Below are 26,168 nucleotides of genomic sequence, written 5' to 3'. Positions count from 1 at the left end.
ATTGTAACACAGCCCTGATTTTCTGGGTAGCTTACATTAATGGTGTCAATATCTTCATTATACTTTCAACGATTAAACTTGTGCGTTTCGTTGGTAGGTGAGATGCATCCTGTGTTGAGCCCTCTATTACAGTTTCTGCCCATGTATATAATTTCTTAACTTGCTTAGGTGAGTATATAAAAGTTGCTATTTCATAGTTCAAAAATAGACTACGATTATCTAAATTTACTGAACCTAAGATAGCTATGTTAGAGTCAACAAGTACAGCCTTTGCATGTAGCATGTTTTCAGTAAAATATACGTCTATGTTACATTCGAGTAAATCTCTAATATAACTAGATCTAGCTCGATTAATTATTTTATGGTCAGAGTTTTTAGGTGTGATTACTTTTACATCTATTCCACGACATTTTGCTAATAGTATTGATTGTAATAAATCAAGTGATGGGATTAGGTATGGTGTTATAATCCATAACCTATGTTGAGCAGAGTTTATGGCAGTAATTAATCCAGCATAAAGCTGATTTTTATGCATATCTGGACCAGAAGGTATTACCTGAGCGAAACACTCAGTTGTGATTTGACTTTCAATTTTGAAGTTTAGTTCTTCTGATGTTGCAAAGTGCCAGTCTGAACAAAAAACTTTTAGAAAGTGGACTACAGATTCTCCTTCAATTTTGAACAATAAATCACTCCACATTCCATTATGCTTAGTCGGTGACATATATTCATCACCTATATTTATTCCACCACTAAAAGCTGTTTTATTATCAAAAATGAATATTTTACGATGATTACGATAATTTATATAATTACGCAAAGGATTAGATATTATAGGCATAAAAAACACTACTTTAGCGCCTAGCTTTCTTAGATTCTTAAATACTCTTTTGTTATGACGATAAACATAAAATGATCCTAATGAATCTATTAATATTTTAATATCTAAACCCTCAGCAGCTTTTTGTTCTAATGCTCTTACTACAAGCTTTGATGTTGTATCATTTTTGATAATATATGTTTGAATATAAATACTATGTTTGGCTGATTTTATAGCCTCTATAAATACTTCAAATGACTTTGTTCCATCAGTATAAATATCAAACGAGTTTTTCATAGTTAGAGTAGGCAACTCAAGATTTGAGAATGTTCTAATAACACTAACAGGTAAGTCCTGACAACTATTTTGATATATACATGATTTATCAAATGATTCGGTATCATCCATACTCATAGCATTTTTTTGCCAAAATTTACGCTTATCCTTACGCTGAAAAATAAAAAAGAATGGGATCGCAACGTAAGGAATAAAAAGTATAGCTAATAGCCAAGCTAATATATTTGATGGTGATTTTTTGTCAACAATTAGTTTTAAGACTACAAAAATGGTAAAAGCTTGGCATATAAACAAAATTGTATTTGCCTCTAAAATATATACCAGACTATTTAGGAAGTTTTCCATGGTAAAACTAAATAAAAGAAATATAAGAAAAATTTTATCATAATGATAGCAATCTATATAGCTATGTTATGTTGACCAAATTTTTTAGTGATAAGTAAAATTATAATAGAAATGGCAACTACGGTTAATATTAGATATAGAGGCGTTAATATATATCCCTTAGCGATCCCTAAGCTCGCTAGAGCCAAAAAAGCACCATTAAACACTGCAAAACTAATATTATAACTAAAACCTAACCCACTAGCTCGTACTCCTGGCGTAAATAGGGTGCTCGCATAATTAGATGCCACTCCAACAACAAGTCCCATAAAGATATTGTTAATAAGCATTATTTCTAAAAGATATGTTGAATTAGTTATAACACTATAGTAGAAAAAGCTTCCAAATATCATTAAGCCTAAAGCACCAATCAAAAGTATACGTAAAGGTGTAAATTTATCAGCAAGATATCCTGCAGGTATAGAAACTACTGAAAAAACAAAAAGATTAATAAGTATTAAACTAGGTCCATTTTCTATATGATTTAGCTGAAAGTAAGTTGGTAAATATAATGAGAAAAAACCAACTACCATAGCAAATATTGAGACTGCAGCTGTTGCTCTTACGATTGCGAGCTTTTCTCTTTTAAATAAATCAATTAATGGAACTTTGTGATGATCTTTCTTATTTAAAAAAGTGTTGGTTTCATGTATCTCTTTTCTAAAAAAATAACTAATAATAGCAGCAAGACCACCAAATATAAAAGCTACGCGCCAGGCATAATCATCAGTAAGAAAATGAGTTGTTATAATCTTTGTAATCTCTGCAAAGAAAATACCAAAGTTAATAAAGCAAAAAATAATTCCACAAGCAAGACCGCCATTTTTAACTAAAGATTCCTTCACAAAAACTACAGCACTTGGGATTTCGCCACCAATTGCTGCTCCTTGGATAATTCGTAGTACTACAAATAGTAATGTGGCCAATATACCTGCATTCTGATATGAAGGTAGTAGTGCTATCAAAAAAGATGCTAGACCCATAAATAGTATTGTAAGAATAAATGATTTTTTACGTCCGTATCTATCGCCAATATGTCCAAATAATATTCCACCAAATGGTCTAGCAAAATAACCTACTGCAAAAACTGTAAATGCAGAGAGCGCTTGTAATGCAGCAGATCCTTCTGGTGGAAAAAATGTCTTGCCTAAGACGATTGTAAACATACCGAATATGACAAAGTCATAAAATTCTAACATTCCACCAATGCTTGTTAGCAAAATCGTTTTAAAATCATCTTTTTTAAGCATATTTAATTAAGTATAATTACAGTCAAATTGTATCTATGATAGCGAAAACGCTAGTAATTTAAAATCATGAAAATTGAAAATGTCGCTAAAAGGAAAGTCCAAAAAGGACAGAAGCTTTTGCCTAATATAAAAAATATAATCTTGGTTGCATCTGGTAAGGGTGGTGTTGGTAAATCAACTGTTACGGCTAATCTTGCAGTTAGTTTCGCAAAGATGGGGGCTGGTGTTGGTATATTAGATGCTGATATCTATGGTCCTAGCCAACCAACATTATTTGATCTGAAACAGAACCCTAATACAACACATAAGAAAAAGATTATTCCGTTGGAAAAATACGGAGTTAAGATGATTTCTATAGGAAATCTAATAGACTCTGAATCAGCAGTAATTTGGCGTGGTCCTATTGTATCTAGAGCGTTGATGCAACTTTTGAATGATACTGACTGGGGAGATCTTGATTATTTATTTTTAGACTTGCCACCTGGAACAGGAGATATTCAGCTTACTATCTCTAAAAATATGCCTGTAACAGGAGCTGTAATCGTTACGACACCACAAGACTTATCACTGATTGATGCAAGAAGAGCACTTGCAATGTTCCAAAAAGTTGATATAAAAACTCTTGGTGTCATTGAGAATATGAGTTACTATATTTGTCCGAAATGTGGTAATAATGATCACATCTTTGGTGAAGATGGTGCTCATCTATTGTGTGGTAAAAATAACATTGAATTTTTAGGAAATTTACCACTACATAAATCTATCCGTGAAAATGCTGATAATGGAAAACCATATGTCAGTTTAGATAAAGATGATGCTATCAATACTAGTTATATGACAGTTGCTGAAAATATTGTGAATGAAATTAAAAAACTACCTAAAGCAAGTAGTTTAGATTCTATTGGTGTTAAATTAGAAAATTAAGAGAGAAATAATAGTAATGACTATAAAATCAGATAAATGGATCAAAAAAATGTCTCAAGAGCATAATATGATAGAACCTTTTGAGGCAGGACAAATTAAAGTTTCTAATAACCAAAAAATTGTTTCTTATGGAACTTCAAGTTATGGGTATGATGTACGTTGTGCAGATGAGTTTAAAATATTTACAAATATAAACTCTTCAATAGTCGATCCCAAAAGCTTTGATGATAAAAACTTTGTAGATTTTAAAGGAGATGTTTGTATTATTCCTCCTAATTCTTTTGCCTTAGCTCGTACAGTTGAGAAATTCAAAATCCCAAGAGATACTCTAGTAGTCTGCTTAGGTAAATCCACATATGCTAGATGTGGAATTATTGTTAATGTCACTCCTCTTGAACCAGAATGGGAAGGGTATGTAACTTTAGAGTTCTCAAATACTACGCCACTTCCTGCAAAGATATATGCTAATGAAGGTGTAGCTCAGATGCTATTTTTCCAATCAGACGAAGAGTGTGAAACTTCTTATGCAGACAAGGGTGGCAAATACCAAGGCCAGGTTGGTGTTACATTACCTAAGTGTTAGTTTTTACTATCTATTCTACCTCTAATATCTTGGAATGCTTTTAAACCAAATAAATGCATACTTGCATAAATATAATCAAAGATTCCAGCTTGTATAGCTTCATAATTAGCCCAAACTGTATCTGTTGTATACATATACAGTTGGATTGGTAAACCTTTCTCTGTAGGTTGTAATTCTCTTACAATAAATAACCAACCGGGCTCTGTATGAATTTTTGGATGATCTTTTAAATAGTGTTCTAAATATTTCCTGAACAATGTTGTATTAATTAACTCATCTTTATTACAAGAGTTTATAATGCTATCCATATAATTTAGCTTTCTTAAATTATCAAGAGTTTCGACATCACAAAACTTAATACTATCAACATCAATATTGAAAGATCTTTTGATCTGTCTGCCACCCATTTCAAACATACCACGCCAATTTTTAACGCTACTTGTGATTAATGAGTAAGTAGGAATGTTATAGATTGTCTTATCAAAACCTCTAATTTTTACAGTATTAATTGATATTTCTTGGACAGTTCCTTCTACACCTAATGACTGTATACTTATCCAATCACCAACTCTAACCATATCTAAAGCTGCTACTTGAATATTAGTAGCAAAGCCTAAAATTGTATCTTTAAAAACTAGCATCAACACTGCTGATAGTGCGCCTAAGCCAGTTAAGAATGCAATAGGTGATTTATTTAGTAACAAAGATATTACTAATATTACTCCAACTAAATATAATAAAATCTTTACTACTTGTGCATAGCTTTTTAGAGAGTAATATTTAAATTCATGCAAGGATTGAAAGTAGCTAAAAATAGCATCAATCAAGGATATAAAAAAAGAAATTATTGATATTGTAATGTATACCTCAGCTATTAACTGGATAAAGGAAACTAATTGTGTAACCCACTGATACTCATTACTACTTATAAATCCAATTACAATATATATAAAAACAGCAGGAGCAATATGAGCCAACTTATCAAAGATTTTGTTTCTAATAAGTGATTTGCCTAATGATGAGTTAGCCTTAAAAAAAATCTTTTCAGCAAGGGTTAATATATATTTGCTAATTATCTTATTTATGAGCCATGAGAAGAATAGAACAGCTAACAATATTACTATAAAAGTCAAGACTACCGTTAACGTAGAATCGTTTGTCAACTCTATATAATATTCCTTTAAAATATTCATTATATCAAACTTCCTTAGTTTTCTATTTTGTCTCTTTACTAGGTAATAATTCTGCTATCTGAAGGACTATTCTTGTCATAAGGTCTGATTGTAAATAACTCCAGATCCTCTCTAATTCATTATTCTGAGCTAATTGGGTACTTGCGTTTGATTGCCAGAACATTTGTGCATTAACGGTACTATCAGGAACAACTGGTGTTTTGACCTTAGGTTTAACAACATTATATGTTATCGTATATATCGCAAGGAAAGTATTATTTGATGCACCACCGACAATACTAGTCATTTGAGTATTCTTGGTTGCACCCTGGATATTTATTATATAATCGGCATCTTTTTCTTGTTTTTTACTTCTTATAACAACAGCACCATATCCTATAAGCCTACGTCTTAACTCGTTAACTAAGCTTTGAGGTGCCCCACCTGCATTATAGATATAGAACTTAGTATCAATAAGGCTACTAAAATTTCCAGCATTACCATCAGCAAGGTCACCACGAAGGTGGAATCCACAACCTGATAACAATGTAGCAATTATTAATAAATATAAGGTCTTAGTATAGTTTTTTATCATTATGTGTGCCTTATCTAATAACAATATTAATCAATTTTTGAGGAATATATATAACTTTAATAATTTGCTTATCCTCAATATTATTCTTAACATGCTCATCCGCTAATACCACTTCTTCGACTTGATCTTTTGTTAATGAGGTCTCTAATTCAAGTTTTGCTTTAACCTTACCATTAATCTGTACAACTAAAAGAAACTCATCTTTTTCAAGAGCTTTCTCATCAACTATTGGAAATATAGTGTGTAGAATATCATCTCCTAGATCGATCTCTTGCCATAAATAATGACAAATATGTGGTGTGAAGGGTGATAGTATTCTTAATAAAATACTAAAGCCTTCTGACTTAACACTATCTGATAAATTATCATAATTGTTAAGCGTATTTAAGATTTTCATACATGCTGAAACAACTGTATTAAATTGACTCTTTTCAAAATCAAAAATAGCTTGTTTCAAATTAGCATAGATCTCATAACGAGCTTTTTTATCATTTTTTGATAATACTCCAGTATCTATAGTGACATTTTTTGCTAATATCTCTTTATTTGTATAAGCATAATTATATACTTTACGTAAGAACTTATTAGCTCCATCAACACCAGTTTCTGACCATTCAAGTGATTGCTCAGGAGGCGCTGCAAACATACTAAATAACCTAACAGTATCAGCACCATATTTATCAATAAGCTCTTGAGGATCAACAGTATTTCCTTTAGATTTAGACATTTTAGCGCCATCTTTTAGCACCATACCTTGTGTTAGTAGGTTTTTAAATGGCTCATCAGAAGTTATTAAACCTTCATCACGCATTAATTTATGGAAAAATCTTGCATAAAGTAGGTGCATAATAGCATGTTCAATACCGCCAATATATTTATCAACTGGTAACCAATAATTAGCTTCTTCAATTAGCATTTCATTAGCAGTAGGGCATGTATATCGTGCATAATACCAAGATGATTCAAAGAACGTATCAAACGTATCGGTCTCTCTTTTGGCAGGTTTTCCACATTTTGGACAAGCAACATCTAGAAACTCAGGCATATCTTTTAGTGGAGACCCAGCTTCTGTAAGAGTTACATTTGTTGGTAATTTAACTGGTAAGTTTTCTTCTTTTTCAGGAACAACACCACAGTCATTACAATGTATCATAGGAATAGGACATCCCCAGAATCTTTGACGTGAGATACCCCAATCATGAATTCTAAAGTTTGTAGTTTCATAGCCTTTATTGTTATCAAAAAGGTATTTTTTCATTGCTTGATATGCTTTTTTGAAATTCAAGCCATCAAACTCTCCAGAGTTAGTCAAAATACCTTTTTCTGTAAAGGCTTCTTTATCTAAGTCTAATTTTGACTTATTATCACTAGGCTTAATAACTTGTTTTAGAGCAATATTATATTTTTGTGCAAATTCCCAATCTCTTTGATCATGTGCTGGGACTGACATTACAGCTCCAGAGCCATATCCCATAAGAACAAAGTTTGCTACCCATACATCTACAGTTTCACCAGAAATAGGGTGGATTACTTTTATAGAAGTTTTGAAACCTTTCTTTTCTTGAGTAGCCAAATCAGCTTCCATAGTTGATAATTTCTTACATTCCTCTATAAAAGAGGCTAACTCAACATTAGTTTCTGCTTGTTCAAGAGCAAGAGGATGCTCAGGTGCTATACCCAGATAGCTAACTCCCATAAGAGTATCTGGACGAGTTGTAAATACCTCAATTTCTTGATCAGAATTTTGAATTTTAAACTTAACAGTCAGACCTTTTGATTTGCCAATCCAGTTAGTCTGCATAGTCTTCACAGCTTCTGGCCAACCATCTAACTGGTTAATATCTTTTAGAAGTTCATCTGCATAATCTGTGATTTTCAAGAACCATTGAGGAATTTCTTTCTTCTCTACCAAAGCTCCAGATCTCCAACCTCTGCCATCAACCACTTGCTCATTTGCAAGTACTGTTTGATCAACAGGATCCCAATTAACTACTGAATTTTTACGGTATGCTAAGCCTTTTTTGTATAGTTGAATAAAGAACCATTGTTCCCATTTATAATAATTTTCATCACAAGTCGCTATTTCTCTAGACCAATCAAAGCTAAACCCTAGAGAATCTAGCTGTGATCTCATATATGCAATATTGCTTTTTGTCCATTTATAAGGAGATTTTTTGTGTTTTATTGCAGCATTTTCTGCAGGTAATCCAAATGCATCCCAACCCATAGGATGAAGGACATTCTTACCTTGCATCTTTTGATATCTTGCAATTACATCTCCAATCGTATAATTACGCACATGTCCCATATGTAGGGTACCACTTGGATATGGTAACATTGACAAGCAATAGAATTTTTCTTTATTCTTATCTTCTGTAGCTTCAAATGAATCATTTTCACGCCAATATTCTTGAGCTTGTTGCTCAATCTGAGTAAAGTTATATTCGCTCATTTAGATATTAATTCCAGTTAATAATTTATTGAAAATATAATTGCTTAATTTTATTTGAAAATTAGTAAAATATCTAGGAAGTTTATTATGATATAGTATTTAGTTAGCCAAAAAGAAATATTTAACAGTATTTATCTAAAATAAGCTTAATTCTCTGCCGCCATCCAAGTTTCTAAGATTACACAAGCTGCCAAGGCATCTACTTTTATATGTGATACTTTTTTACTTTTTACTTCTTCTAAACGCCATCTTGCTTCACGAGTTGAATATGCTTCATTGATAAGATGAATATTTCTTTTATAGCGTTCTTTAACTTCTTTAGCAAAATCTTTAGCTGCCTTTGTAATATCTGTTTCAAAATCTTGAGTATCTAATGGTAATCCTATAATAATATCAGAAGGATTCCAGCGTTTAACAATCTTATCAAGCTCAATCCAGTTAGGCACTCCATCATAGGCTTCAACTGTACCTATAGGAGTAGCTGTTTTGGTAATCATTTGCCCACTAGCTAATCCAATTCTAGCTTTACCATAATCTATTGCTATTAAAGATTGAAACATTAGCAATTCCCTATGTTTTTGAATAAACTATCTAGGCTTTGTAAAGTATAGCCAGCATGTTCAATATGGTTTTGCCATTTTACTTTATTCTCATGATTAAATAATATTTTTTTGCTTAATTTACTTGTTACAATCCAATCATTGGATTTTATTTCATCCGTAAGTTGATCAGCAGTCCAGCAACTATAGCCAACTACTGGCAGAAAATACTCCGGTAAAATATTATTTGCTAAATCTTCCAGAATATCCATAGAAGCAGTTATAGCAAGACCTTCATCTAGTTTAATTGTAGAGCTATAGTTTCTACCATTTGTAGTATGCAAAATCATAATTTTATGGGGGCTAATAGGACCACCCATATAAAGAGGGTAATCTAAAATCTCATTAAATGTATTGTTATGAGGAATCTCTAATTCTTCAAAGACATCTTTTAGTGTATCACTTAAAGGTTTATTGATAATCAAACCCATAGCACCATGACGATCATTTTGGCATAGATAAATTACAGATTTAGTAAATATAGCATCATCTTTGATAAGTGGAGTTGCTAATAAAATTTCACTTTTATGGTTTTGGAACATATTATATTTCTTAAGTATAAAAATTTTTTGTAAAAAATGGCAAAAATAAATGCCGCAGTGGCGATAATTTTAGATGAACAAAGTGCTAAAGTCTATATAAGTCTAAGACAAAAGTTTCAAAGCTATAGTGACTACTGGGAATTTCCTGGTGGTAAGGTAGAAAAAAATGAAACTTTTGAACAATGTATAAGAAGAGAGGTTTATGAAGAAGTTGGCATAATAGCCAAATCAGTAAGTTTTTATTTTCGCAAAAAGCATATAAATAAATATAACGATGAAGTTAATCTAGAGTTTTTTATAATTAAGGATTATGAAGGTAAACCTTATGCTAAGGAAAACCAGCAATTAAAATGTATAAACATCCTTGAGCTTAATAATTATAAGTTTCTTCCTGCAAGTTTAGAAGTAATAACGATGTTACAACAAGATTACTCATACGATAGTTAGTATCAGTCAATAATTAAGCATTTTGTGAAAAGGTTAGAATATAAATTAATGATCTAGAAGATAAGTATGTAATTTAACATAATATATATTATGCGAATTTATATATTTTCTTATTTCGCAATAATAATCTTAGTTGATTTAGATATATTTGCCCAAATTATTATAAATATAACTATTGTTGCTATGCCTACTATTATATTGATTACAGGAACTACATTTAATAAAGTCAATCCCACATACCAATATACAAGTGAAGCTTTAAATTTTAATTTTTTTTCGTGCGTTTGATTATATAATTTAGTTTGCTCATCTAACTTTACAGCTGTTACCACTAATGCTATATATGACCATATTGGTATTAGTTGAGTCCATAACCATGCTGGATGTATTTGTTCACCACTGTTTACAGTAACTAAAGCTTTTGCTAATTTTTGTTGCGATAAAATAAATAAAACTGAAACAATCAAAGATGTAATTATTAAAACTACTGCACATATTTGTATAATGAGCATCATTGTTTCTGGAGATATAGAGTTTATCATTTTGGACTAAATGTATAATTAAGCATGTTGATTATTTTATATAATAATTAAGTATCAGTAAATCATACAGTTAGTTTTGCTAATTAATATTTCTTATTATTTTGATGTTTAAATATTTTGTTAAAGACTTAGGTTATGGAATAATTCATATAGTTGAAATATTTCTGAAGTTTTTAATATGGACGACAAGAGTAATTTAAAAAGAGATATATTATCACGCCATATAGTTATGATATCTCTTGGAGGTACTATCTCAGCAAGTTTTTTTCTTGGTATAGGTAGTATTCTAAACTCAGTTGGTGCATTTGGTACTGTATTAGGGTTTTTAATTGGTGGGATAATTATGATGCTAGTAATGATAAGTCTAGCAGAAATGGCTATAGAGATGCCGGTAAGTGGATCCTTTCAAAATTATGCTACCAGATTTATTTCGCCATACTCGGGCTTTTTGACTGGCTGGTTATACCTAATAAATTGGCTTACAGCAGCGGCTGGAGGTCTTGTTGCTGCTGGAATTATATGTCATAACTTTTACCCTGCTATTAGCGTTTGGCAGTTTTGTATAGTTACTATATTTATCATAAGTTTATTAAATTTATGTGCCGTAAAAGTCTTCGCAGAAATTGAGTTTTGGTTATCTGCAATAAAAATCATAACTATTATAGTATTCATATTAATTGGTATTGGGATTATAACAGGATATTTAAATACTAATAGGCCAATTTCAGGCTTAGTAAATTTCTATGCAGATGGTTTATTTCCAAATGGATACAAAGCATTTTTATTTGGTCTAGTTATTATAGTATGTACATTCCAAGGAGCCGAACTAGTTGGTATTGCTGCGGGAGAGACAAGTAATCCCGAAAGAAATATTCGTAAAGCAATAAAAAGTGTAGCTATTAGAATATTACTCTTTTTTGTATTATCATCATTCATAATAGCCTATATTATTCCATATAAAGACTCTAGCGTAGCTAATACCCCTTTTATTACAGTGTTGCAACTAGTCAATATCAAATATGTTGATACCATTATGCAACTTGTGATTCTTACAGCAAGTTTATCAGCTGTAAACTCATGTTTTTATACTTGTGCAAGGCTTATGTGGTCTATGGCTTCAGATAAACAAGCACCAAAAATATTTACAAAACTTAGCAAAAAACAAGTTCCGATATATGGCGTCATATTTGTAGCTATACTTTCTTGTCTTTGTTTGATTACAAAATTTGTTGGTGCTGAGAAAATATTTATACTCGTAGTTTCATCTTCAGGTATGGTTGGATGTATGATTTGGATAATTATTAGTTTATGTCATATCTACTTTAGAAAATCTCTTTCTTCAGAACAAACTAAAAATCTTAAATTCAAAGCATGGGCTTTTCCACTAATCCCATATTTGAGCATATTGTTTAATTTTTGTGTAATATTAGGAATGTTTTGGGACCCTGATCAACGCATGGTTATTTATTCAGGGATTAGTTTAATTATTTTATTTTCATTATGTTATAAGCTATTTTATAAAAATGAATAAATTCTGCTTTGAAAGTCCCCTACTTTCGTGAGATATCTTTTTGATTTTTCACATTTTGAAACATACAAAATATCATTAATTACATAATAGATCGCATCCTGCGAAAATTCCGCACCTAAATTACAAGCTTCATGAAGCGATTTAGCATCAAACATAAAACCATTTTCTTTGTGCTTAGATGACTTATCAAAACCATTAATTTCTATATGACTTTTCTAATTGATTTCTTAATATTTGATTTCTAGCTAAATTTTCTTGATCTTCAAGAAGCTGATTAAATGGATTGTATGCTGTAATAATCGCAAATTGGTTAGGATACCTGCTAGGTAATATAGGAACTTCAAATTTAGTTGTAAAATACCATTCACAAAGATCTAAATTAGAACTATTATTCTTAAGCCTTTAGCTTTTGCTCTAATTGGCTACCTGTATGGACACCAGTAAGCGTTTCTACAGGCTGACCTGCTTTGAAAATTATCATAGTTGGTATACTTCTTATGCCAAATTTAGCTGCTAGACTTTGATTATCATCGACATTGACTTTGACAATCATAGCTCCTGTATAATCTTTTGATAGCTGATCAAGTATCGGCGATAAAGTCTTACAAGGACCGCACCAATCTGCATAAAAGTCTACTAATATAGGTTTTGCAGAACTACTTATTAATTTATCAAAGTCAGCTTCATCAGTCTTTATTACTTTGCTTAATGCCATACTATCTCTCCATAAATGTTACATTTGCTCTTATATTAATATCCTGAGATACAGCTACTGGATTATAGCTATTTGCATCATTTTCATTATAAGCTGCTGTTTTCATTAACATAACTGTATTTCTAGGCTTATATCCGTCTGTATCAATATACTGTACTGATTGAATAATATAGTTACTATTAGTCTGTTTATTAAAATTAGTAAGATAATCCTTTGTATCCTTAAAAAGTTGTATCATAAGTTTTTGTTTTGCAGCCTCGATTTCTTTAGCAGGAGGATTATAATCTAATACTTTTACAGCTAATCTTTTTCCAGAAGATCTGTCTTGATTTTCAATTGCTTGTTGTAACTTATTCAAATCACTTTGAGAAATTCTAGATTGAAGTTGTATCGTAATATTGATAGCACCGCTATTGTTAGTATTTTGTTCAATGTTTTTGACTTTCCAGTCAGACTTTACAATGTTGTTGATACTATCTGTAATTTGGTTTTCTATACTATTTTGTTTATCTAATGAAGTTGTTGCATAACCAGTCACTTCGACAAGTATGCTATCACTCTTCATCGTGGTTTCACCTTGAGTTGTATACTTAATGGTGTTGTACTCGGCACAGTTATCTGATGCTGCTATGGCAAGAGAGACAGAGCTAACAAACCCAACCAAACAAAATGGAACTAACTTTTTCATGTATACGTCCTTTAAGAAAACACTTATATAAATTTAGTCTAGCAGATAATGAGATATTAATCAGGTTCAAATGTAGCAATTGTTGCTAAGAATTATATTATATCGTGAAGAATATCATCTAATGCTTCTAAGATTTGCTCTTTCATTTCATTTTCAAATGGGAAATCATCTGATGTTAATTGAGATTTAACAAAACTCTCTAAAAGTAAATGCTGAGCACTTTCTAAAGTCAGTCCTCTTGACTGTAAATAAAAAAGAGCATCTTTATCAAGCTCCCCTATTGTTGCACCATGTGTACACACTACATCATCAGAGAAAATCTCTAATTCTGGTTTTGTATTAATCTCAGCTTTATTACTTAATTGAATATTTTTATTGTTCTGAAAAGCTTGAATTTGCTCTATACCTTTATTTACGACTGCTTTTGCATTAAACCATGCTTTAGAGCTACCATTAGCTACACCTCGGAAGTTTACATTACTATATGTATGAGATGCATTATGATTAACTAAAAAACATGCATTAGCAATAGCATTATCATTTACTAAATATAATCCTCTGATATCAAATCTAGAGTACGGCTTATTTAGATTTACTACAAAATCATTTCTAAGAAGTGCATCCTTATTCAATAAGTTAAATCCATTAAATTCAGCAGCGCGATCTAAATTGATTAAATAATTAGCTGTAGTAATTAACTGAGTATTATTTGGATTATCAGCATTGTTTGTGAAGTTTACTTTTGCTGATTCTGCAATATTTATGTCTAAAAACAGGTTTATGGCTGAATTTTCTGTAAGACTTACAAAGTCGATATCTAAATCTAGATTTGCAAACATATCAACGTCTAATTTTAGAGATATATTTGTTAGCTTATCTTTAGCCATATCAGTATTTATAAAGATTAGACTTAAAGAATCTTTAGTATCTTTAGGTATACTTATAGCCAAGTGTTTAGAATTTTCTATTGCTAACTTAGACATAGTTCTTTCATCTCTATGTAGCTCTAAAGCACTAATGTGATTCAGTTTTTTGTTGTAATCAATAGCTAAAACACCATCTAGTATTATTACAACATTTTCTTCCGTATCAAATTTAAAACCTTCTAAATAATCTTTAGATTTAGGAGAATCTTTAAGCATTTCAGATATGCCACTTTTGCTATATATAGTAGCTAAGTTAGTATATTTCCAGCTTTCTTGTCTAGTAGTTGGTAGAGATTTATTATCTATTAACATTATTATCAACCTTTAGCTATTTAACCAAGAATATCCTTTTTCTTCTAGCTCAAGAGCTAGCTCTTTACCACCTGTTTTGACAATTTTACCATCAGCTAAAACATGAACAAAATCAGGTTGTATATGATCTAAGAGTCTTTGATAGTGAGTAATTACCAAAAAGCTTCTATCATCAGATCTCATATTATTTGCACCTTGAGATACTACCTGAAGAGCATCAATATCTAGTCCAGAATCAGTTTCATCTAAGATAGCAAGCTTAGGTTCAAGCATCATTAGTTGTAGCATTTCATTACGTTTTTTCTCTCCACCTGAGAAGCCTTCATTAACTCCACGCGACATGTATTTCTGATCTATTTTTAGAACTTGCATATTTGCTTTTAGCTTTTTCATAAAATCTATAGCATTGATTTCTTCTTCGCCGTTTTGCTTTCTAATGCTATTTACAGCTGTCTTTAAAAATTGAACATTACTAACACCAGGAATCTCAATAGGATACTGTAAGCTTAAAAAGATACCTGCTGCGGCTCTTTCGGATATAGATAGATCATCTAAATCTTTACCGTTAAATGTTATCGACCCTTGAGTAATCTCATAGCCATCTTTACCAGCTAAAACATTGCTTAGTGTACTTTTACCAGCTCCATTAGGTCCCATAATTGCATGGACTTCACCTTTGTTAACTTTTAGATTTAAGCCTTTTAGAATCTGTTTCTTTTGTTCGCCAACACTTACATGTAAATCTTTAATTTCTAATAACATTTTATTAACCTTTTAACTTATATAATTCTAAAGTTTAACCAACAGCACCTTCTAAACTAACTTCCATTAGTTTTTGAGCTTCAACTGCAAACTCAAGTGGTAACTTTTTAAATACTTCTTTACAAAAACCATTAACAATCATAGCAATTGCATCTTCTTCCGAAAGACCTCTTTGCTTACAGTAGAAAAGCTGATCATCAGAGATCTTTGAAGTTGTAGCTTCATGTTCAATTTGAGATGAATTACTCTTATTTTCTATATAGGGGTATGTATGCGCACCACAATTATGCCCTATAAGTAATGAGTCGCATTGAGAAAAGTTTCTAGCATTAGAGGCATTAGGTGATATTCTCACAAGCCCTCTATAGGCTTGAGAAGCTTTACCCGCAGAAATACCTTTTGAGATAATCGTACTCTTAGTATTTTTGCCAAGATGAATCATTTTCGTACCAGTATCAGCTTGTTGAGCATGACGAGTTAAAGCTACAGAATAGAATTCACCAATTGAGTTATCTCCACGTAATACTACTGAAGGATATTTCCATGTAATAGCAGAACCGGTTTCAACTTGTGTCCAAGAGATTTTTGCGTTCTTATGACAAACACCTCTCTTAGTAACAAAGTTGTATATACCACCTTTACCTTCTTTATCTCCTGGATACCAATTTTGTACTGTAGAATACTTAATTTCAGCCCCATCTAAGGCTACTAACTCAACCACTGCTGCATGAAGCTGATTTTCATCACGCATTGGTGCAGTACATCCTTCTAAATAACTAACATAACTGCCTTCATCTGCAACAATTAATGTTCTTTCAAACTGTCCTGTATTCATTGCATTTATTCTGAAGTATGTTGACAGTTCCATAGGACAAGTCACACCTTTAGGAATATATACAAATGAGCCATCACTAAAAACCGCAGAATTTAGAGCTGCAAAAAAGTTATCACCTTGAGGTACTACAGAACCTAGGTATTTTTGCACCAGTTCAGGGTGCTTTTGTACAGCTTCTGAAATAGGACAAAATATTACCCCTGCTTCAGCTAATTTTTCTTTGAATGTTGTTACAACTGAAACTGAATCAAATACAGCGTCAACAGCTATGTTTTTAACTCCAGCTAGCATCTCTTGCTCATGCAAAGGAATACCAAGCTTGTTATATGTATCAATAATTTCTGGATCTACCTCATCTAAACTTTTAGGATGATCTTTTAATGATTTTGGCGATGAATAATAGCTTATGGCTTGAAAATCAATCGGAGGATAGTTCAAATCTGCCCATTTCGGTGATTTCATTTCCAACCATTTTTGATACGCTTTGAGGCGCCACTCTAGTAGAAATTCAGGTTCATTTTTTCGCGCAGATATCAGACGAATTACATCTTCATTAAGACCTGCATCGATAGTCTCAGCTTCTACTTCAGTTACAAAACCATGCTCATAATCTTGTTCAATGATTTTATCTAAATTTTCGCTCATATCTTAACTTTTGCCCTTCTTGTTGACAATATCATAGATTGATGTTTTTGAAAGTAAATCTAACAGTTGGTTATTCAACACTTTCCAATAACTACTTACAGTACAGTTTCCTATACTACACTTTTTTTGTAAATCACAACACTCTGTAAGATTTACATCCTTTTCTACAGATCTAACCACATCTAATACAGTAATATTTTGAGGATCATCAACAAGAGTGTATCCACCTTCTATACCGCGCTTTGAGACTACAATATTTGATATTGAAAGCTGATTTAACAACTTTCTTACTGTAGGAATATTCAGTCCCGTGGTTTCTGCAATTTTTGCAGCACTATAAGGATTTGAGTTATTTTCAGCAATTGTTACAACTACTAGCAACCCGTAGTCGAGTAATTTACTTATTTTTAGCATAATTAACTCTAATCTATACTAATTTAGTATCATATTGTGAATATAATAATATTTATAATGCTTAAAGTAAATTAAAAAATTGATTATTTTTAAACCTTAGACTAGTATTTGTAAATAGTTAAATACTACATTTGTTATTATAACAACTAATTATGAGAATAGCTATTTTAGGCGCAGGACAACTTGGAATATATTTAACACAGAGATTAAGTCTGGATCATCAGGTTTCTATAATTGATCTAGATGAAGAAAAACTTGGGTTTATATCTTCTGCTTTTGATGTCCAAACAATTATTGGAGATGTTACAAAACCTAACATAATGATGGAAGCTAATTTTAAAGATACAGATATGATCATAGCGGTAACATCTAATGATACAACCAATATAGCTGTATGTGATATGGCTTATAAACTTTATAAGACTCCATACAAAATAGCTCGAATCCGTGATACAGAATATAATAGATTCCCAAAACTGCTTAATAATATCGACTTAGTTATAAAATCATTTTTTGAAACAACTAAGAGACTAGAACAGCTAATTTTTTTATCAGGGGCGTATTTTATTTCATCATTTTTTGATAAGCGTATCCAACTGGTTGGAGTTGAGGTTTCACAAGACTCACCACTAATAGGCTTGTCTGTTAAAGATATATATTTAGGTTTAGGTGATATTAAAGTTGACATAATTTCAGTACATAGAAATGGTAAAAAGTTAGACATAGACGACACTGATATTCTAGTCGAACCAGGTGATAGGGTTATGTATTTGTCAGAAAAAGCATACTCTTCTCAAATTCTATCAATTTTTCAGCCCAAAAAAGCAAACATTAGAAAGATTTTCATTGCTGGGATTAACTATGCAAGTATCACCCTTGCAAAATCATTGGAAAATAAAGGCTATATAATAAAAATGATTGATCCTAATGCTGAAAAGTGTGAATTTGCTCTGAATGAGTTATCAAAGTCTACAATTTTACATTACAACCCTGTAAATAATAATTTATTAGTTGCTGAGGGTATTGATGAAGCAGATATGTTTTTCGCGTTAACTAACTCCGATGAGATAAATATTATGTCGTCAATTTTGGCAAAAAAACTTGGTGCTCAAAAAACAGTTGCTACTGTAAATAGCTCTGAATACTATGATATAACTAGAGATTTGAAACTTATAGATATCTCAATTTCTCCTCATAATTTCTCATACACAACAATCAAAGCGTTTCTAACCCAGGTAGATATGCTTAAAATGTATGAGGTTGAAGATAGTGAGGAGATGTTTGTGGAGCTAAAAGTACATGGTCAAGAAAACATGTCTACAGTTATTGGCAAAAAAATAACAGATCTAAAACTGCCAAGTGGCTTAAAAATATTAGCAATTATGAAAGATGATAATACTCCTAAATTTTTTACTGATAATTCTCTCATTAATGATGGAGATAGACTGGTTATAAAAGTTGACAATAAAGGTGCATTGCAGACCCTTGAAAAACTTTTTCAAGTAATGCCTTTATACATCGCATAAAATATTGATAATATATATGTGGTTAGGTTAATATAAATCTATCGTATAATTTGTTCATATATAACCCATGGTATCAAACTCAACCGGAAAAGAAAAAATTGGTTTAATTCTGCTTATATTATTAATGACAGGAGCAATTGATAATATAAGAAACCTTCCTTCTACTGCTACTTCAGGAACTTATATATTTTTCTTTTTTATTGTCGCAGTATTTTTGTTTCTAGCTCCTGTAGCTTTAGTATCAGCGGAAATGACAGCAACATATACTGCCAAGGGTGAAGAAGGTGTGTATGGTTGGGTAAAAAAAGCTTTTGGCCCGAATATAGCAATGTTGGCAATATGGTTCCAATGGATCAATACTTTAATATGGTTCCCAAGTATACTAACATTTATTGCAGGAACTATTGCATATATATTCAATCCTGATTTAGCACAGAATATTAAATTTACTATTATTTTTATTACAGTAGTTTTTTGGTCTTTGACTATTCTAAATCTCAAAGGTTTACGTGTTTCTGCGATTTTTGCAAGCGCCTGTACATTTTTTGGTATGGTGGTACCTATGCTGCTTATGGTTATTTTCGCATTAATATGGTTATTAAATAGCTATACGATAAACATTCATTTTGAATTAGGTAATTTAATCCCTAGCTTTACATCTACCGAGTCTTGGATGGGTTTGACAGCAATAATTGCTTCTTTTTTAGGACTTGAATTAGCAACAGTTCACATAAGAAATGTTGCAAACCCTAAAAAAACATTCCCATTAGCTCTATTAATTTCAGTGGTTTTCATTGTATTTACGATGGTATTAGGTGCTTTGGCAGTAGCTATAATATTCCCTCAATCTGAAATAGATGTTGTACATGGAACTATTAAGACTTTTAAAGTTTATCTAGAAAGCTTAGGCATACCTATGTTTTTCTATTATGTTCTAGGACTAATGATTTTCATAGGGTCTATAGGGTCTATGATCAATTGGATGATTTCACCTGCTCGAGGTTTGTTACAAGCTGCAGACGATCACTTTTTACCTGATGCTCTAGACAAAACTAATAAGCATGATGTACCAAGTGGTATCCTTATATTACAAGCAGTTATTATGACAATAATATGTCTTTTATTAGAGCTTGTACCATCAGTTCAAGCCTACTATTGGCTTCTTACTGCTTTAAGTACACAAATTTACTCTTTGATGTACCTGATGATGTTCTTTGCAGCACTGAAGCTAAAGTTATCGAGTAAAGAATCTATGAAGAATACAGAGGACTTTAATATCCCTGGCGGTAAATTTGGTATGACTTTTGTATGTGTTTTAGGTATTGTAGGAACAATCTCTTGTGTAATAGTTGGTTTTATTCCGCCTGATAATTTATATCAAAATCCTTTTGAATTTATTCAAATGTTATCAATATGTTTTGTACTATCAATTCTTCCTGTAGTATTATTCATGGTTTATAGAAAGATCAAACTTAAAAATATCTAATGTCTGAATCATTAATTCTCTTTATATTCCTAATTATTGGTTATTATATTTTTAATTTCTCACAATCATTAAAAGTTATAAGACTTATAAACTTATCATTAGACTTTATTGTAATTTCTATAATTTTTTTACTAGGTTATAATTTTAGTATATTTACTAATACAAATACTATAGTTCTAGAAGTTATAGGTATAAGTCTGATATACATTACAATTATTACAGTTGCTAATATATTAGGGATTTTTGTTTTTTGTAAGAAAGATCCTAGTATAAAAGCTCACTTTGTATCTGATAACATAAGTCAAGCCAAAGAAAATCTATTTATTACAATCCTCAAAGCAAGCAAGTATCTAATATATTTAGTTATAGGTTATGTACTAGGTGAAATTATTAACATAAATATTACTTCCTTTATAAATGACATTGTATTTGTAATGTTATTACTTCTTATGCTAATTATTGGTGGTTTATTAAGATTTGAAAATATATCACTTATAAGTCTCTTTAAAAATAAATTAGCTATGTCCGTGGTTGTTATAGTGATTGCAACATCGATAATTTCAGCTATTTTGATCAGTTATATGATTAATATACCAGTCAAACAAAGTATGATGATCAGCTCAGGCTTAGGCTGGTACTCTTTATCAGTTGTCTTAAATACTGACTTCATAGGTGAATATTATGGAATGATAACATTTATGGTTGATTTCTTACGAGAAATACTAGTAATCGCGATGGTACCATTACTCAAACGATACTTTTCTGTAGAGATGGTCGGATATGCTGCTAATACAGCTATGGATTTCTGCTTACCAATCCTTAGAAATAATTATGGTAATAAAATAGTTCCATTAGCTATAACTATTGGCCTAACGATGACAATCATAACCCCTATTCTTCTAGTATTAGAGAATATGGTCTTATAATTTCTATAAAGCTTATGAGTGACTAGATTAAATAAAGAGGATTATTTACTACGGAACTTAATACGACCTTTAGTTAAGTCATAAGGAGTTATTTCAACTACTACCTTATCTCCAGTTAATATACGAATATAGTTTTTTCTCATTTTACCCGAGATATGGGCTGTTACAACATGCCCATTCTCAAGTTCTACCCTAAACATTGTGTTTGGAAGAGCTTCTAAAACAACTCCTTCCATTTCTATACAATCTTCTTTTGCCATATTGGCTTCATCTCCGGTTAAATTACTTTTTAATAGTTACACAAAACAGCATCTATTTTAAAAGGAATTATTTAAAAACTCAAATCTTTTGAAAAAATAGTTATTAAAAGGTTATAATTTATTATCAAAATTCCAATATTTAAGCATTCCATAGTGGAAAAATTCTTTTTCTTTGAGCTAGTAATATTTGTAGTAGCTGTCTTAGGAGGCGGCATAGGTGCTATCATCGGTATTGGAGGAGCTTTGGTAATAACTCCTCTACTATCAACTGTATTAGATGTACCTCTTCATTATGCTATAGGAGCATCTTTAGTAGCTATAATCTGTACATCAACTGCAACATCTCTTGTCTCTTTAAAATCTCATGGATTAACCAAAGAAAAACTAGGGTTATTCTTGGCATTAGCTACTGCTATAGGGGCTATATTTGGAGCTAAACTAGCTCTATCGCTAAAATCACAAGCATTATTTCTTATATTCGGTGGAATTTTATTTGTAGTGGCGGTTTTGAGTTTTATAAAAAAGAAACAAAATACTAATTTTATTCAAAAGACTACCAAAGTATCGATCATTGCTGAAAAGCTTCAACTTAATGACTCGTTTGCTGTAGATAAAATAAAGCATCAATATAGTGTCAAACACCCTATTCTTGGTTTTATATTTATGTCTGGAGCTGGATTTATTGGGGGGTTGCTGGGCATTGGTGCTGGTATTTTCAAAGTAATTGCTATGGATAAAGTTATGAAAATACCTTTTAAAGTTAGCGCATCTACCAGTAATTTCATTATGGGTATTACAGCATTTGCGGCAACTTCAACGTATTATTTTGCAGGATATATTGATAGTTCTATAACGGCTCCTGTTGCTTTAGGTACTTTATTAGGGGCTACTATAGGCTCTAAAATTATGCCTCATATTTCAACAAGAGTTTTAAGACTTACATTTTTTATAGTTTTATATATTTCAGCATTACAAATGATAATTAAAGGATTTATATGATCAAAGATAATGTCGTATATCGTGTTATAAAATTAAATCTATCATTAGCTGTTTTTATAATCTGTCTAGGTGCTATAGATGCTATTTTTGGAAGTCGCGAAATTGCAAAAAATATCGTTAATTTTGGAATCTTTTTGATAATAGTAACTCCAGTTTTAAGGATTCTTTTAGAACTTATCTTTTTTATCAAAGCAAAAAATTACACTTACATACTTATATGTTTAATATTATTCCTAATAATAGCTGTTAGTATAGTCTGTTAGATAGTATATTTATTCTAAAAATGTTAATATTTTCTCTATTGTGATAATTGTGCTCATAAGAGCTGAAAACTTATTGAAATATGTTTACTAGTTTATCAGATAAATTACAGTCTTCATTTAAGAAGATAAAAGGACAAACGTCTTTAACAGAAGAAAACATACAGTCAGCCTTGCGTGACATCAGGGTTTCTCTTTTGGAGGCAGATGTTGCGTTACCAGTGGTCAAAAAATTTATAGAAAATATAAAAGAAAGAGCCATAGGTGAAGAAGTTAAAAAAAGCCTTACACCAGACCAAACATTCATTTCATTTGTAAAGAAAGAAATAGAAAAAGCATTAGGTGAAGAAGCTGTACCCATTAACTTAAAAACACAGCCTCCTGCTGTGATACTAATGGCTGGTTTACAAGGTGCTGGTAAAACAACATCTACAGCTAAGCTTGCTAAATATTTAAAAGAGCAACACAAGAAAAAAGTAATGGTAGTCAGTGCCGATATTTACCGCCCTGCTGCTATTGATCAATTAAGAACTCTTGCAAATAGTTTAAACATAGATTTTTTTGAATCTGATGTATCTCAGAAACCTGACTATATTGTTACAGAAGCTATTAAAACTGCTAAAACAAAATTAATAGATGTTCTGATAATAGATACTGCTGGTAGATTGCATATTGATAGTAATATGATGGATGAAATAAAACAAATCCATAAAATTGCAAATCCAATAGAGACATTCTTCACTGTAGATAGTATGACAGGTCAAGATGCTGCTGTTACTGCCAAAGCATTCAATGATGCTTTAGAGTTAACAGGTGTTATTCTTACAAAGACTGATGGTGATGCTAGAGGTGGTGCTGCTCTTTCAATTAGAGAAATTACAGGTAAGCCAATTAAGTTTTTAGGTACTGGAGAAAAAACAGACGCATTAGAGCCATTCCACCCAGATAGAGTAGCTTCTAAAATACTAGGAATGGGTGATGTTCTTAGTTTGATTGAAAGTATTGAGCAAAAAACAGAAAAAAAATCTGCTGAAAAATTAACTAAGAAGCTTAAAAGTGGTAAAAACTTTGACTTAGAAGACTTTAAAGGCCAAATCCAACAGATGAAAAGTATGGGCGGTGTTGGCTCAATCATGTCTAAATTACCAAATATGCCAGCGAATATGCCAGGTAATGTTGGTGATGAAATGTTCAAAAAAATTGAAGCTATGATAGACTCAATGACTCCACTTGAGCGTAAGAAACCTGAATTAATTAAACACAGTAGAAAACAAAGAATCATTAAAGGATCTGGAACAACAATACAAGACCTTAACAAACTTCTACAACAACATACACAGATGAAAAAAATGATGAAAAGTGTAGTTGGTAAAAAAGGAGGTATGGCTAATATGATGAAACGTATGTCTGCTATGCAAGGTATGGGAAATATGCCAGGTCTTTTTGGTAAAAGAAAATAAGAATAAAAATTATAAGGAAATCTCTAAATGATAGGTGATAAAAACTTTGATAAAGTTTCAAATATAAATATTAAAAAGGAAAAAGTATTGATTCCAGCGGAAGTTCTAATCCAAGATATACCTCTTTTAAAGACTTCTTATGAAACTGTCAAAAAGTCTCGTAAAGAAATGGCGGAAATTATTCATGGTAAGGATGATAGAGTTGCTGTTATAGTCGGACCTTGTTCTATTCATGACACAGAAGCTGCCGTAGAATATGCTAAAAAGCTAAAAGAACAAGTCAAAAAATTTCAAAAAGAAATTCTTATCATTATGCGAGTATACTTTGAAAAACCTCGTACAACTATAGGTTGGAAAGGACTTGTTAATGATCCAGATCTTGATAACTCTTATAATATCAATAAAGGTCTTCGCATGGCACGTACTTTACTGTCCGAAATTACAAATATGGGTTTACCTTGTGGGACGGAGTTCTTAGATGTAATTACTCCTCAATATTTTGCAGAACTTATCACTTGGGGAGCTATTGGGGCTAGAACTGTTGAGAGCCAAGTCCATAGAGAACTTGCTTCAGGTCTTTCTGCCCCTATTGGTTTCAAGAATGCTACAAACGGAGATATTCAGGTAGCTGTAGATGCAATTAAATCAGCTACTTATCCTCATCATTTCTTGAGTACCACAAAATCTGGCTCTACAGCTATCTTTGCTACTAAAGGCAATCAAAACGGTCATATAATTCTTCGTGGTGGAGCATCAGGACCTAACTTCAGCAAAGAGCATGTTGATGACTGTATCGAAAAGTTGAAAAAGTCTGAAATTGATACTAAAGTTATGATTGACTGTAGTCATGGTAATAGTAAAAAAGATCATACTAAGCAAATCGCAGTATTAGAGGATATTTGCGAGCAAATTAAGACTAGTAATGATGTGTTTGGTATTATGATTGAAAGTAATCTTGTTGCAGGTAATCAGGATATTAATAATAAGCCTCTAACTTACGGACAAAGTGTAACAGATAAGTGTGTTGATTTTGATGAAACAATCAAAATGCTTGAAATGTTAGCCGATGCAGTTAAGGCTAGACGTAACTCACAAGAGAAAAAAGAAACTAAGGAAGAGTCTCAATTTTCCTTATTATAAATACTTTTATTGATACAAATGAGACACTGTATTCTACAATATTTTCGGATATTTCTGATAGGATTCAGTATTTTATTTCAGAGCGTTACTTTCAAAAATCTTCCTCCAGATAGGCAACCAATTATTGGTAAAGTTTCTAATATCTATATACTAGGTGGATTGGGACAAACATCAGAGGTAACTCCTGCTGATATATGTGGTGGACATCAAGAGAAAGTTGCAAAAGTCACTTTTACAAAACCTTTTCTGTTGGATGGACTAATATCATTGATAACCTTAGGTATAATAACTCCTCGACATACTTATGTTTACTGTGGGTAGCCCTTATGAAGAAGATTATAACTTTTACCATATATATAATACTAGCTGGCTGTGCAACACAAACTGTAAATTTTGAAAAGCCTAAACAAGTATTAGAAAAGCCTACTTATTATAAAAAAGATACCTTCTTGTTAGGTATGGGACCCTCAACAGATATAAATGCTAGTAAAATATGTAAAGGTAGCAACAATATTTATAAAGTTGATGCTGAGCAAACAACTTCAGACTTGATCATAGCATGGGCCACTTTTGGTATATATACTCCTCGTAGCATAGCAATTTATTGCAAAAAATAATATATAAGTAAAACTTATAATCACTATAAAATCTATATATTTAACATTAAAACAATTCT

28 protein-coding genes are annotated in these 26,168 nt (G+C 31.4%); 13 read left to right on the top strand and 15 right to left on the bottom strand.

The features are described 5' to 3' along the window. Positions 1-31: 31 nt before the first annotated feature. Both cls and F7308_RS06865 read right to left on the bottom strand, forming a co-directional pair. Positions 32-1,462 (bottom strand): cardiolipin synthase, encoded by a 1,431-nt coding sequence (gene cls / locus F7308_RS06870; protein WP_013923132.1) that lies wholly within the window; start codon positions 1,460-1,462, stop codon positions 32-34. A gap of 53 nt (positions 1,463-1,515) precedes the next feature. Then, positions 1,516-2,751 (bottom strand): MFS transporter, encoded by a 1,236-nt coding sequence (locus F7308_RS06865; RefSeq protein WP_013923131.1) that lies wholly within the window; start codon positions 2,749-2,751, stop codon positions 1,516-1,518. Positions 2,752-2,814: 63 nt separating this feature from the next. On the opposite strand from F7308_RS06865, the gene F7308_RS06860 reads away from it, so the two are divergent. Both F7308_RS06860 and dcd read left to right on the top strand, forming a co-directional pair. Beyond that, entirely contained in the window at positions 2,815-3,675 is an 861-nt protein-coding gene (locus F7308_RS06860) for an Mrp/NBP35 family ATP-binding protein (RefSeq protein ID WP_156796595.1), read from the top strand. A 16-nt stretch (positions 3,676-3,691) separates the two neighbouring features. Then, the gene (dcd, locus tag F7308_RS06855; RefSeq protein ID WP_013923129.1) at positions 3,692-4,258 is read left to right on the top strand and encodes a dCTP deaminase; all 567 of its coding nucleotides are present in this window, start codon (positions 3,692-3,694) and stop codon (positions 4,256-4,258) included. Here the strand turns inward: dcd and F7308_RS06850 are convergent. The 5 genes from F7308_RS06850 to F7308_RS06830 all read right to left on the bottom strand — a co-directional run bounded on the left by F7308_RS06850 (position 4,255) and on the right by F7308_RS06830 (position 9,618). Then, positions 4,255-5,451, bottom strand: coding sequence for a mechanosensitive ion channel family protein (locus tag F7308_RS06850; RefSeq protein ID WP_013923128.1), 1,197 nt, complete (start codon positions 5,449-5,451; stop codon positions 4,255-4,257). The two genes, dcd and F7308_RS06850, sit on opposite strands and share 4 nt — an antisense overlap. 22 nt (positions 5,452-5,473) lie before the next feature. Beyond that, entirely contained in the window at positions 5,474-6,025 is a 552-nt protein-coding gene (locus F7308_RS06845) for an LPS-assembly lipoprotein LptE (RefSeq protein ID WP_013923127.1), read from the bottom strand. Between the two features lie 10 nt (positions 6,026-6,035). Beyond that, on the bottom strand, positions 6,036-8,477 hold the full coding sequence (gene leuS, locus F7308_RS06840; protein ID WP_013923126.1) for a leucine--tRNA ligase: 2,442 nt from the start codon (positions 8,475-8,477) through the stop codon (positions 6,036-6,038). Positions 8,478-8,623: 146 nt separating this feature from the next. Then, positions 8,624-9,037: a Holliday junction resolvase RuvX gene (gene ruvX, locus F7308_RS06835; RefSeq protein ID WP_013923125.1), complete on the bottom strand. Its 414-nt coding sequence runs from the start codon at positions 9,035-9,037 to the stop codon at positions 8,624-8,626. Then, a complete protein-coding gene (locus tag F7308_RS06830) occupies positions 9,037-9,618 on the bottom strand; it encodes a YqgE/AlgH family protein (protein ID WP_013923124.1) in 582 nt (193 codons plus the stop codon). The genes ruvX and F7308_RS06830 overlap by 1 nt, the downstream gene beginning before the upstream one ends. A 36-nt stretch (positions 9,619-9,654) precedes the next feature. Here F7308_RS06830 and F7308_RS06825 point away from each other — a divergent pair, with 36 nt between their 5' ends. Next, positions 9,655-10,065: a (deoxy)nucleoside triphosphate pyrophosphohydrolase gene (locus tag F7308_RS06825; RefSeq protein WP_013923123.1), complete on the top strand. Its 411-nt coding sequence runs from the start codon at positions 9,655-9,657 to the stop codon at positions 10,063-10,065. Between the two features lie 110 nt (positions 10,066-10,175). On the opposite strand, the gene F7308_RS06820 is transcribed toward F7308_RS06825, so the two are convergent. Then, positions 10,176-10,607: a hypothetical protein gene (locus F7308_RS06820; RefSeq protein ID WP_013923122.1), complete on the bottom strand. Its 432-nt coding sequence runs from the start codon at positions 10,605-10,607 to the stop codon at positions 10,176-10,178. A gap of 178 nt (positions 10,608-10,785) precedes the next feature. Here F7308_RS06820 and F7308_RS06815 point away from each other — a divergent pair, with 178 nt between their 5' ends. Next, positions 10,786-12,138, top strand: coding sequence for an amino acid permease (locus tag F7308_RS06815; RefSeq protein WP_013923121.1), 1,353 nt, complete (start codon positions 10,786-10,788; stop codon positions 12,136-12,138). Positions 12,139-12,532: 394 nt separating this feature from the next. Here F7308_RS06815 and trxA read toward each other — a convergent pair whose 3' ends face one another. From trxA to F7308_RS06780, 6 genes are all read right to left on the bottom strand, one after another. Then, the gene (trxA, locus tag F7308_RS06805; RefSeq protein ID WP_013923119.1) at positions 12,533-12,853 is read right to left on the bottom strand and encodes a thioredoxin; all 321 of its coding nucleotides are present in this window, start codon (positions 12,851-12,853) and stop codon (positions 12,533-12,535) included. Between the two features lies 1 nt (position 12,854). After that, positions 12,855-13,541 carry a hypothetical protein gene (locus F7308_RS06800; protein ID WP_013923118.1) on the bottom strand — a complete coding sequence of 229 codons (687 nt, stop codon included), beginning with the start codon at positions 13,539-13,541 and terminating at the stop codon, positions 12,855-12,857. Positions 13,542-13,633: 92 nt separating this feature from the next. Next, on the bottom strand, positions 13,634-14,779 hold the full coding sequence (gene sufD / locus F7308_RS06795) for a Fe-S cluster assembly protein SufD (RefSeq protein ID WP_013923117.1): 1,146 nt from the start codon (positions 14,777-14,779) through the stop codon (positions 13,634-13,636). A 12-nt stretch (positions 14,780-14,791) separates the two neighbouring features. Beyond that, positions 14,792-15,541 carry a Fe-S cluster assembly ATPase SufC gene (sufC, locus tag F7308_RS06790; RefSeq protein WP_013923116.1) on the bottom strand — a complete coding sequence of 250 codons (750 nt, stop codon included), beginning with the start codon at positions 15,539-15,541 and terminating at the stop codon, positions 14,792-14,794. Between the two features lie 34 nt (positions 15,542-15,575). After that, positions 15,576-17,021 carry a Fe-S cluster assembly protein SufB gene (gene sufB / locus F7308_RS06785; RefSeq protein WP_013923115.1) on the bottom strand — a complete coding sequence of 482 codons (1,446 nt, stop codon included), beginning with the start codon at positions 17,019-17,021 and terminating at the stop codon, positions 15,576-15,578. A 3-nt stretch (positions 17,022-17,024) separates the two neighbouring features. Next, on the bottom strand, positions 17,025-17,435 hold the full coding sequence (locus F7308_RS06780) for an SUF system Fe-S cluster assembly regulator (protein WP_013923114.1): 411 nt from the start codon (positions 17,433-17,435) through the stop codon (positions 17,025-17,027). Positions 17,436-17,587: 152 nt separating this feature from the next. Here F7308_RS06780 and trkA point away from each other — a divergent pair, with 152 nt between their 5' ends. The 3 genes from trkA (at position 17,588) to F7308_RS06765 (ending at position 21,373) form a co-directional block, all read left to right on the top strand. Further along, positions 17,588-18,961, top strand: a complete 1,374-nt coding sequence (gene trkA, locus F7308_RS06775; RefSeq protein ID WP_013923113.1) for a Trk system potassium transporter TrkA — start codon at positions 17,588-17,590, stop codon at positions 18,959-18,961. Positions 18,962-19,028: 67 nt separating this feature from the next. After that, the gene (locus F7308_RS06770; RefSeq protein WP_041263746.1) at positions 19,029-20,447 is read left to right on the top strand and encodes an APC family permease; all 1,419 of its coding nucleotides are present in this window, start codon (positions 19,029-19,031) and stop codon (positions 20,445-20,447) included. Further along, entirely contained in the window at positions 20,447-21,373 is a 927-nt protein-coding gene (locus F7308_RS06765; protein ID WP_013923111.1) for a lysine exporter LysO family protein, read from the top strand. Before F7308_RS06770 ends, F7308_RS06765 begins: the two co-directional genes overlap by 1 nt. A 41-nt stretch (positions 21,374-21,414) precedes the next feature. Here the strand turns inward: F7308_RS06765 and infA are convergent, their stop codons facing one another. Further along, entirely contained in the window at positions 21,415-21,633 is a 219-nt protein-coding gene (infA, locus tag F7308_RS06760) for a translation initiation factor IF-1 (RefSeq protein WP_004287780.1), read from the bottom strand. Positions 21,634-21,786: 153 nt separating this feature from the next. Between infA and F7308_RS06755 the strand changes: the two genes are divergently transcribed. The 6 genes from F7308_RS06755 to F7308_RS06730 all read left to right on the top strand — a co-directional run bounded on the left by F7308_RS06755 (position 21,787) and on the right by F7308_RS06730 (position 26,109). Continuing rightward, positions 21,787-22,632: a sulfite exporter TauE/SafE family protein gene (locus F7308_RS06755; protein ID WP_013923110.1), complete on the top strand. Its 846-nt coding sequence runs from the start codon at positions 21,787-21,789 to the stop codon at positions 22,630-22,632. Then, positions 22,629-22,895, top strand: coding sequence for a DUF1634 domain-containing protein (locus F7308_RS06750; protein WP_013923109.1), 267 nt, complete (start codon positions 22,629-22,631; stop codon positions 22,893-22,895). The genes F7308_RS06755 and F7308_RS06750 overlap by 4 nt, the downstream gene beginning before the upstream one ends. Before the next feature lie 80 nt (positions 22,896-22,975). Beyond that, entirely contained in the window at positions 22,976-24,352 is a 1,377-nt protein-coding gene (gene ffh, locus F7308_RS06745) for a signal recognition particle protein (protein WP_041263745.1), read from the top strand. A 27-nt stretch (positions 24,353-24,379) separates the two neighbouring features. Further along, entirely contained in the window at positions 24,380-25,492 is a 1,113-nt protein-coding gene (locus F7308_RS06740) for a 3-deoxy-7-phosphoheptulonate synthase (protein WP_013923107.1), read from the top strand. An 18-nt stretch (positions 25,493-25,510) separates the two neighbouring features. Continuing rightward, a complete protein-coding gene (locus tag F7308_RS06735; protein ID WP_041263943.1) occupies positions 25,511-25,813 on the top strand; it encodes a Bor/Iss family lipoprotein in 303 nt (100 codons plus the stop codon). A gap of 5 nt (positions 25,814-25,818) precedes the next feature. After that, the gene (locus tag F7308_RS06730) at positions 25,819-26,109 is read left to right on the top strand and encodes a Bor/Iss family lipoprotein (protein WP_013923105.1); all 291 of its coding nucleotides are present in this window, start codon (positions 25,819-25,821) and stop codon (positions 26,107-26,109) included. Positions 26,110-26,168: the final 59 nt, after the last annotated feature.

The organism is Francisella salina, assembly GCF_000219045.1.
GTDB lineage: Bacteria > Pseudomonadota > Gammaproteobacteria > Francisellales > Francisellaceae > Francisella > Francisella salimarina.
The sequence above is the reverse complement of the archived record's forward strand: the minus strand, read 5'-3'. Positions and strand labels throughout refer to the sequence as shown.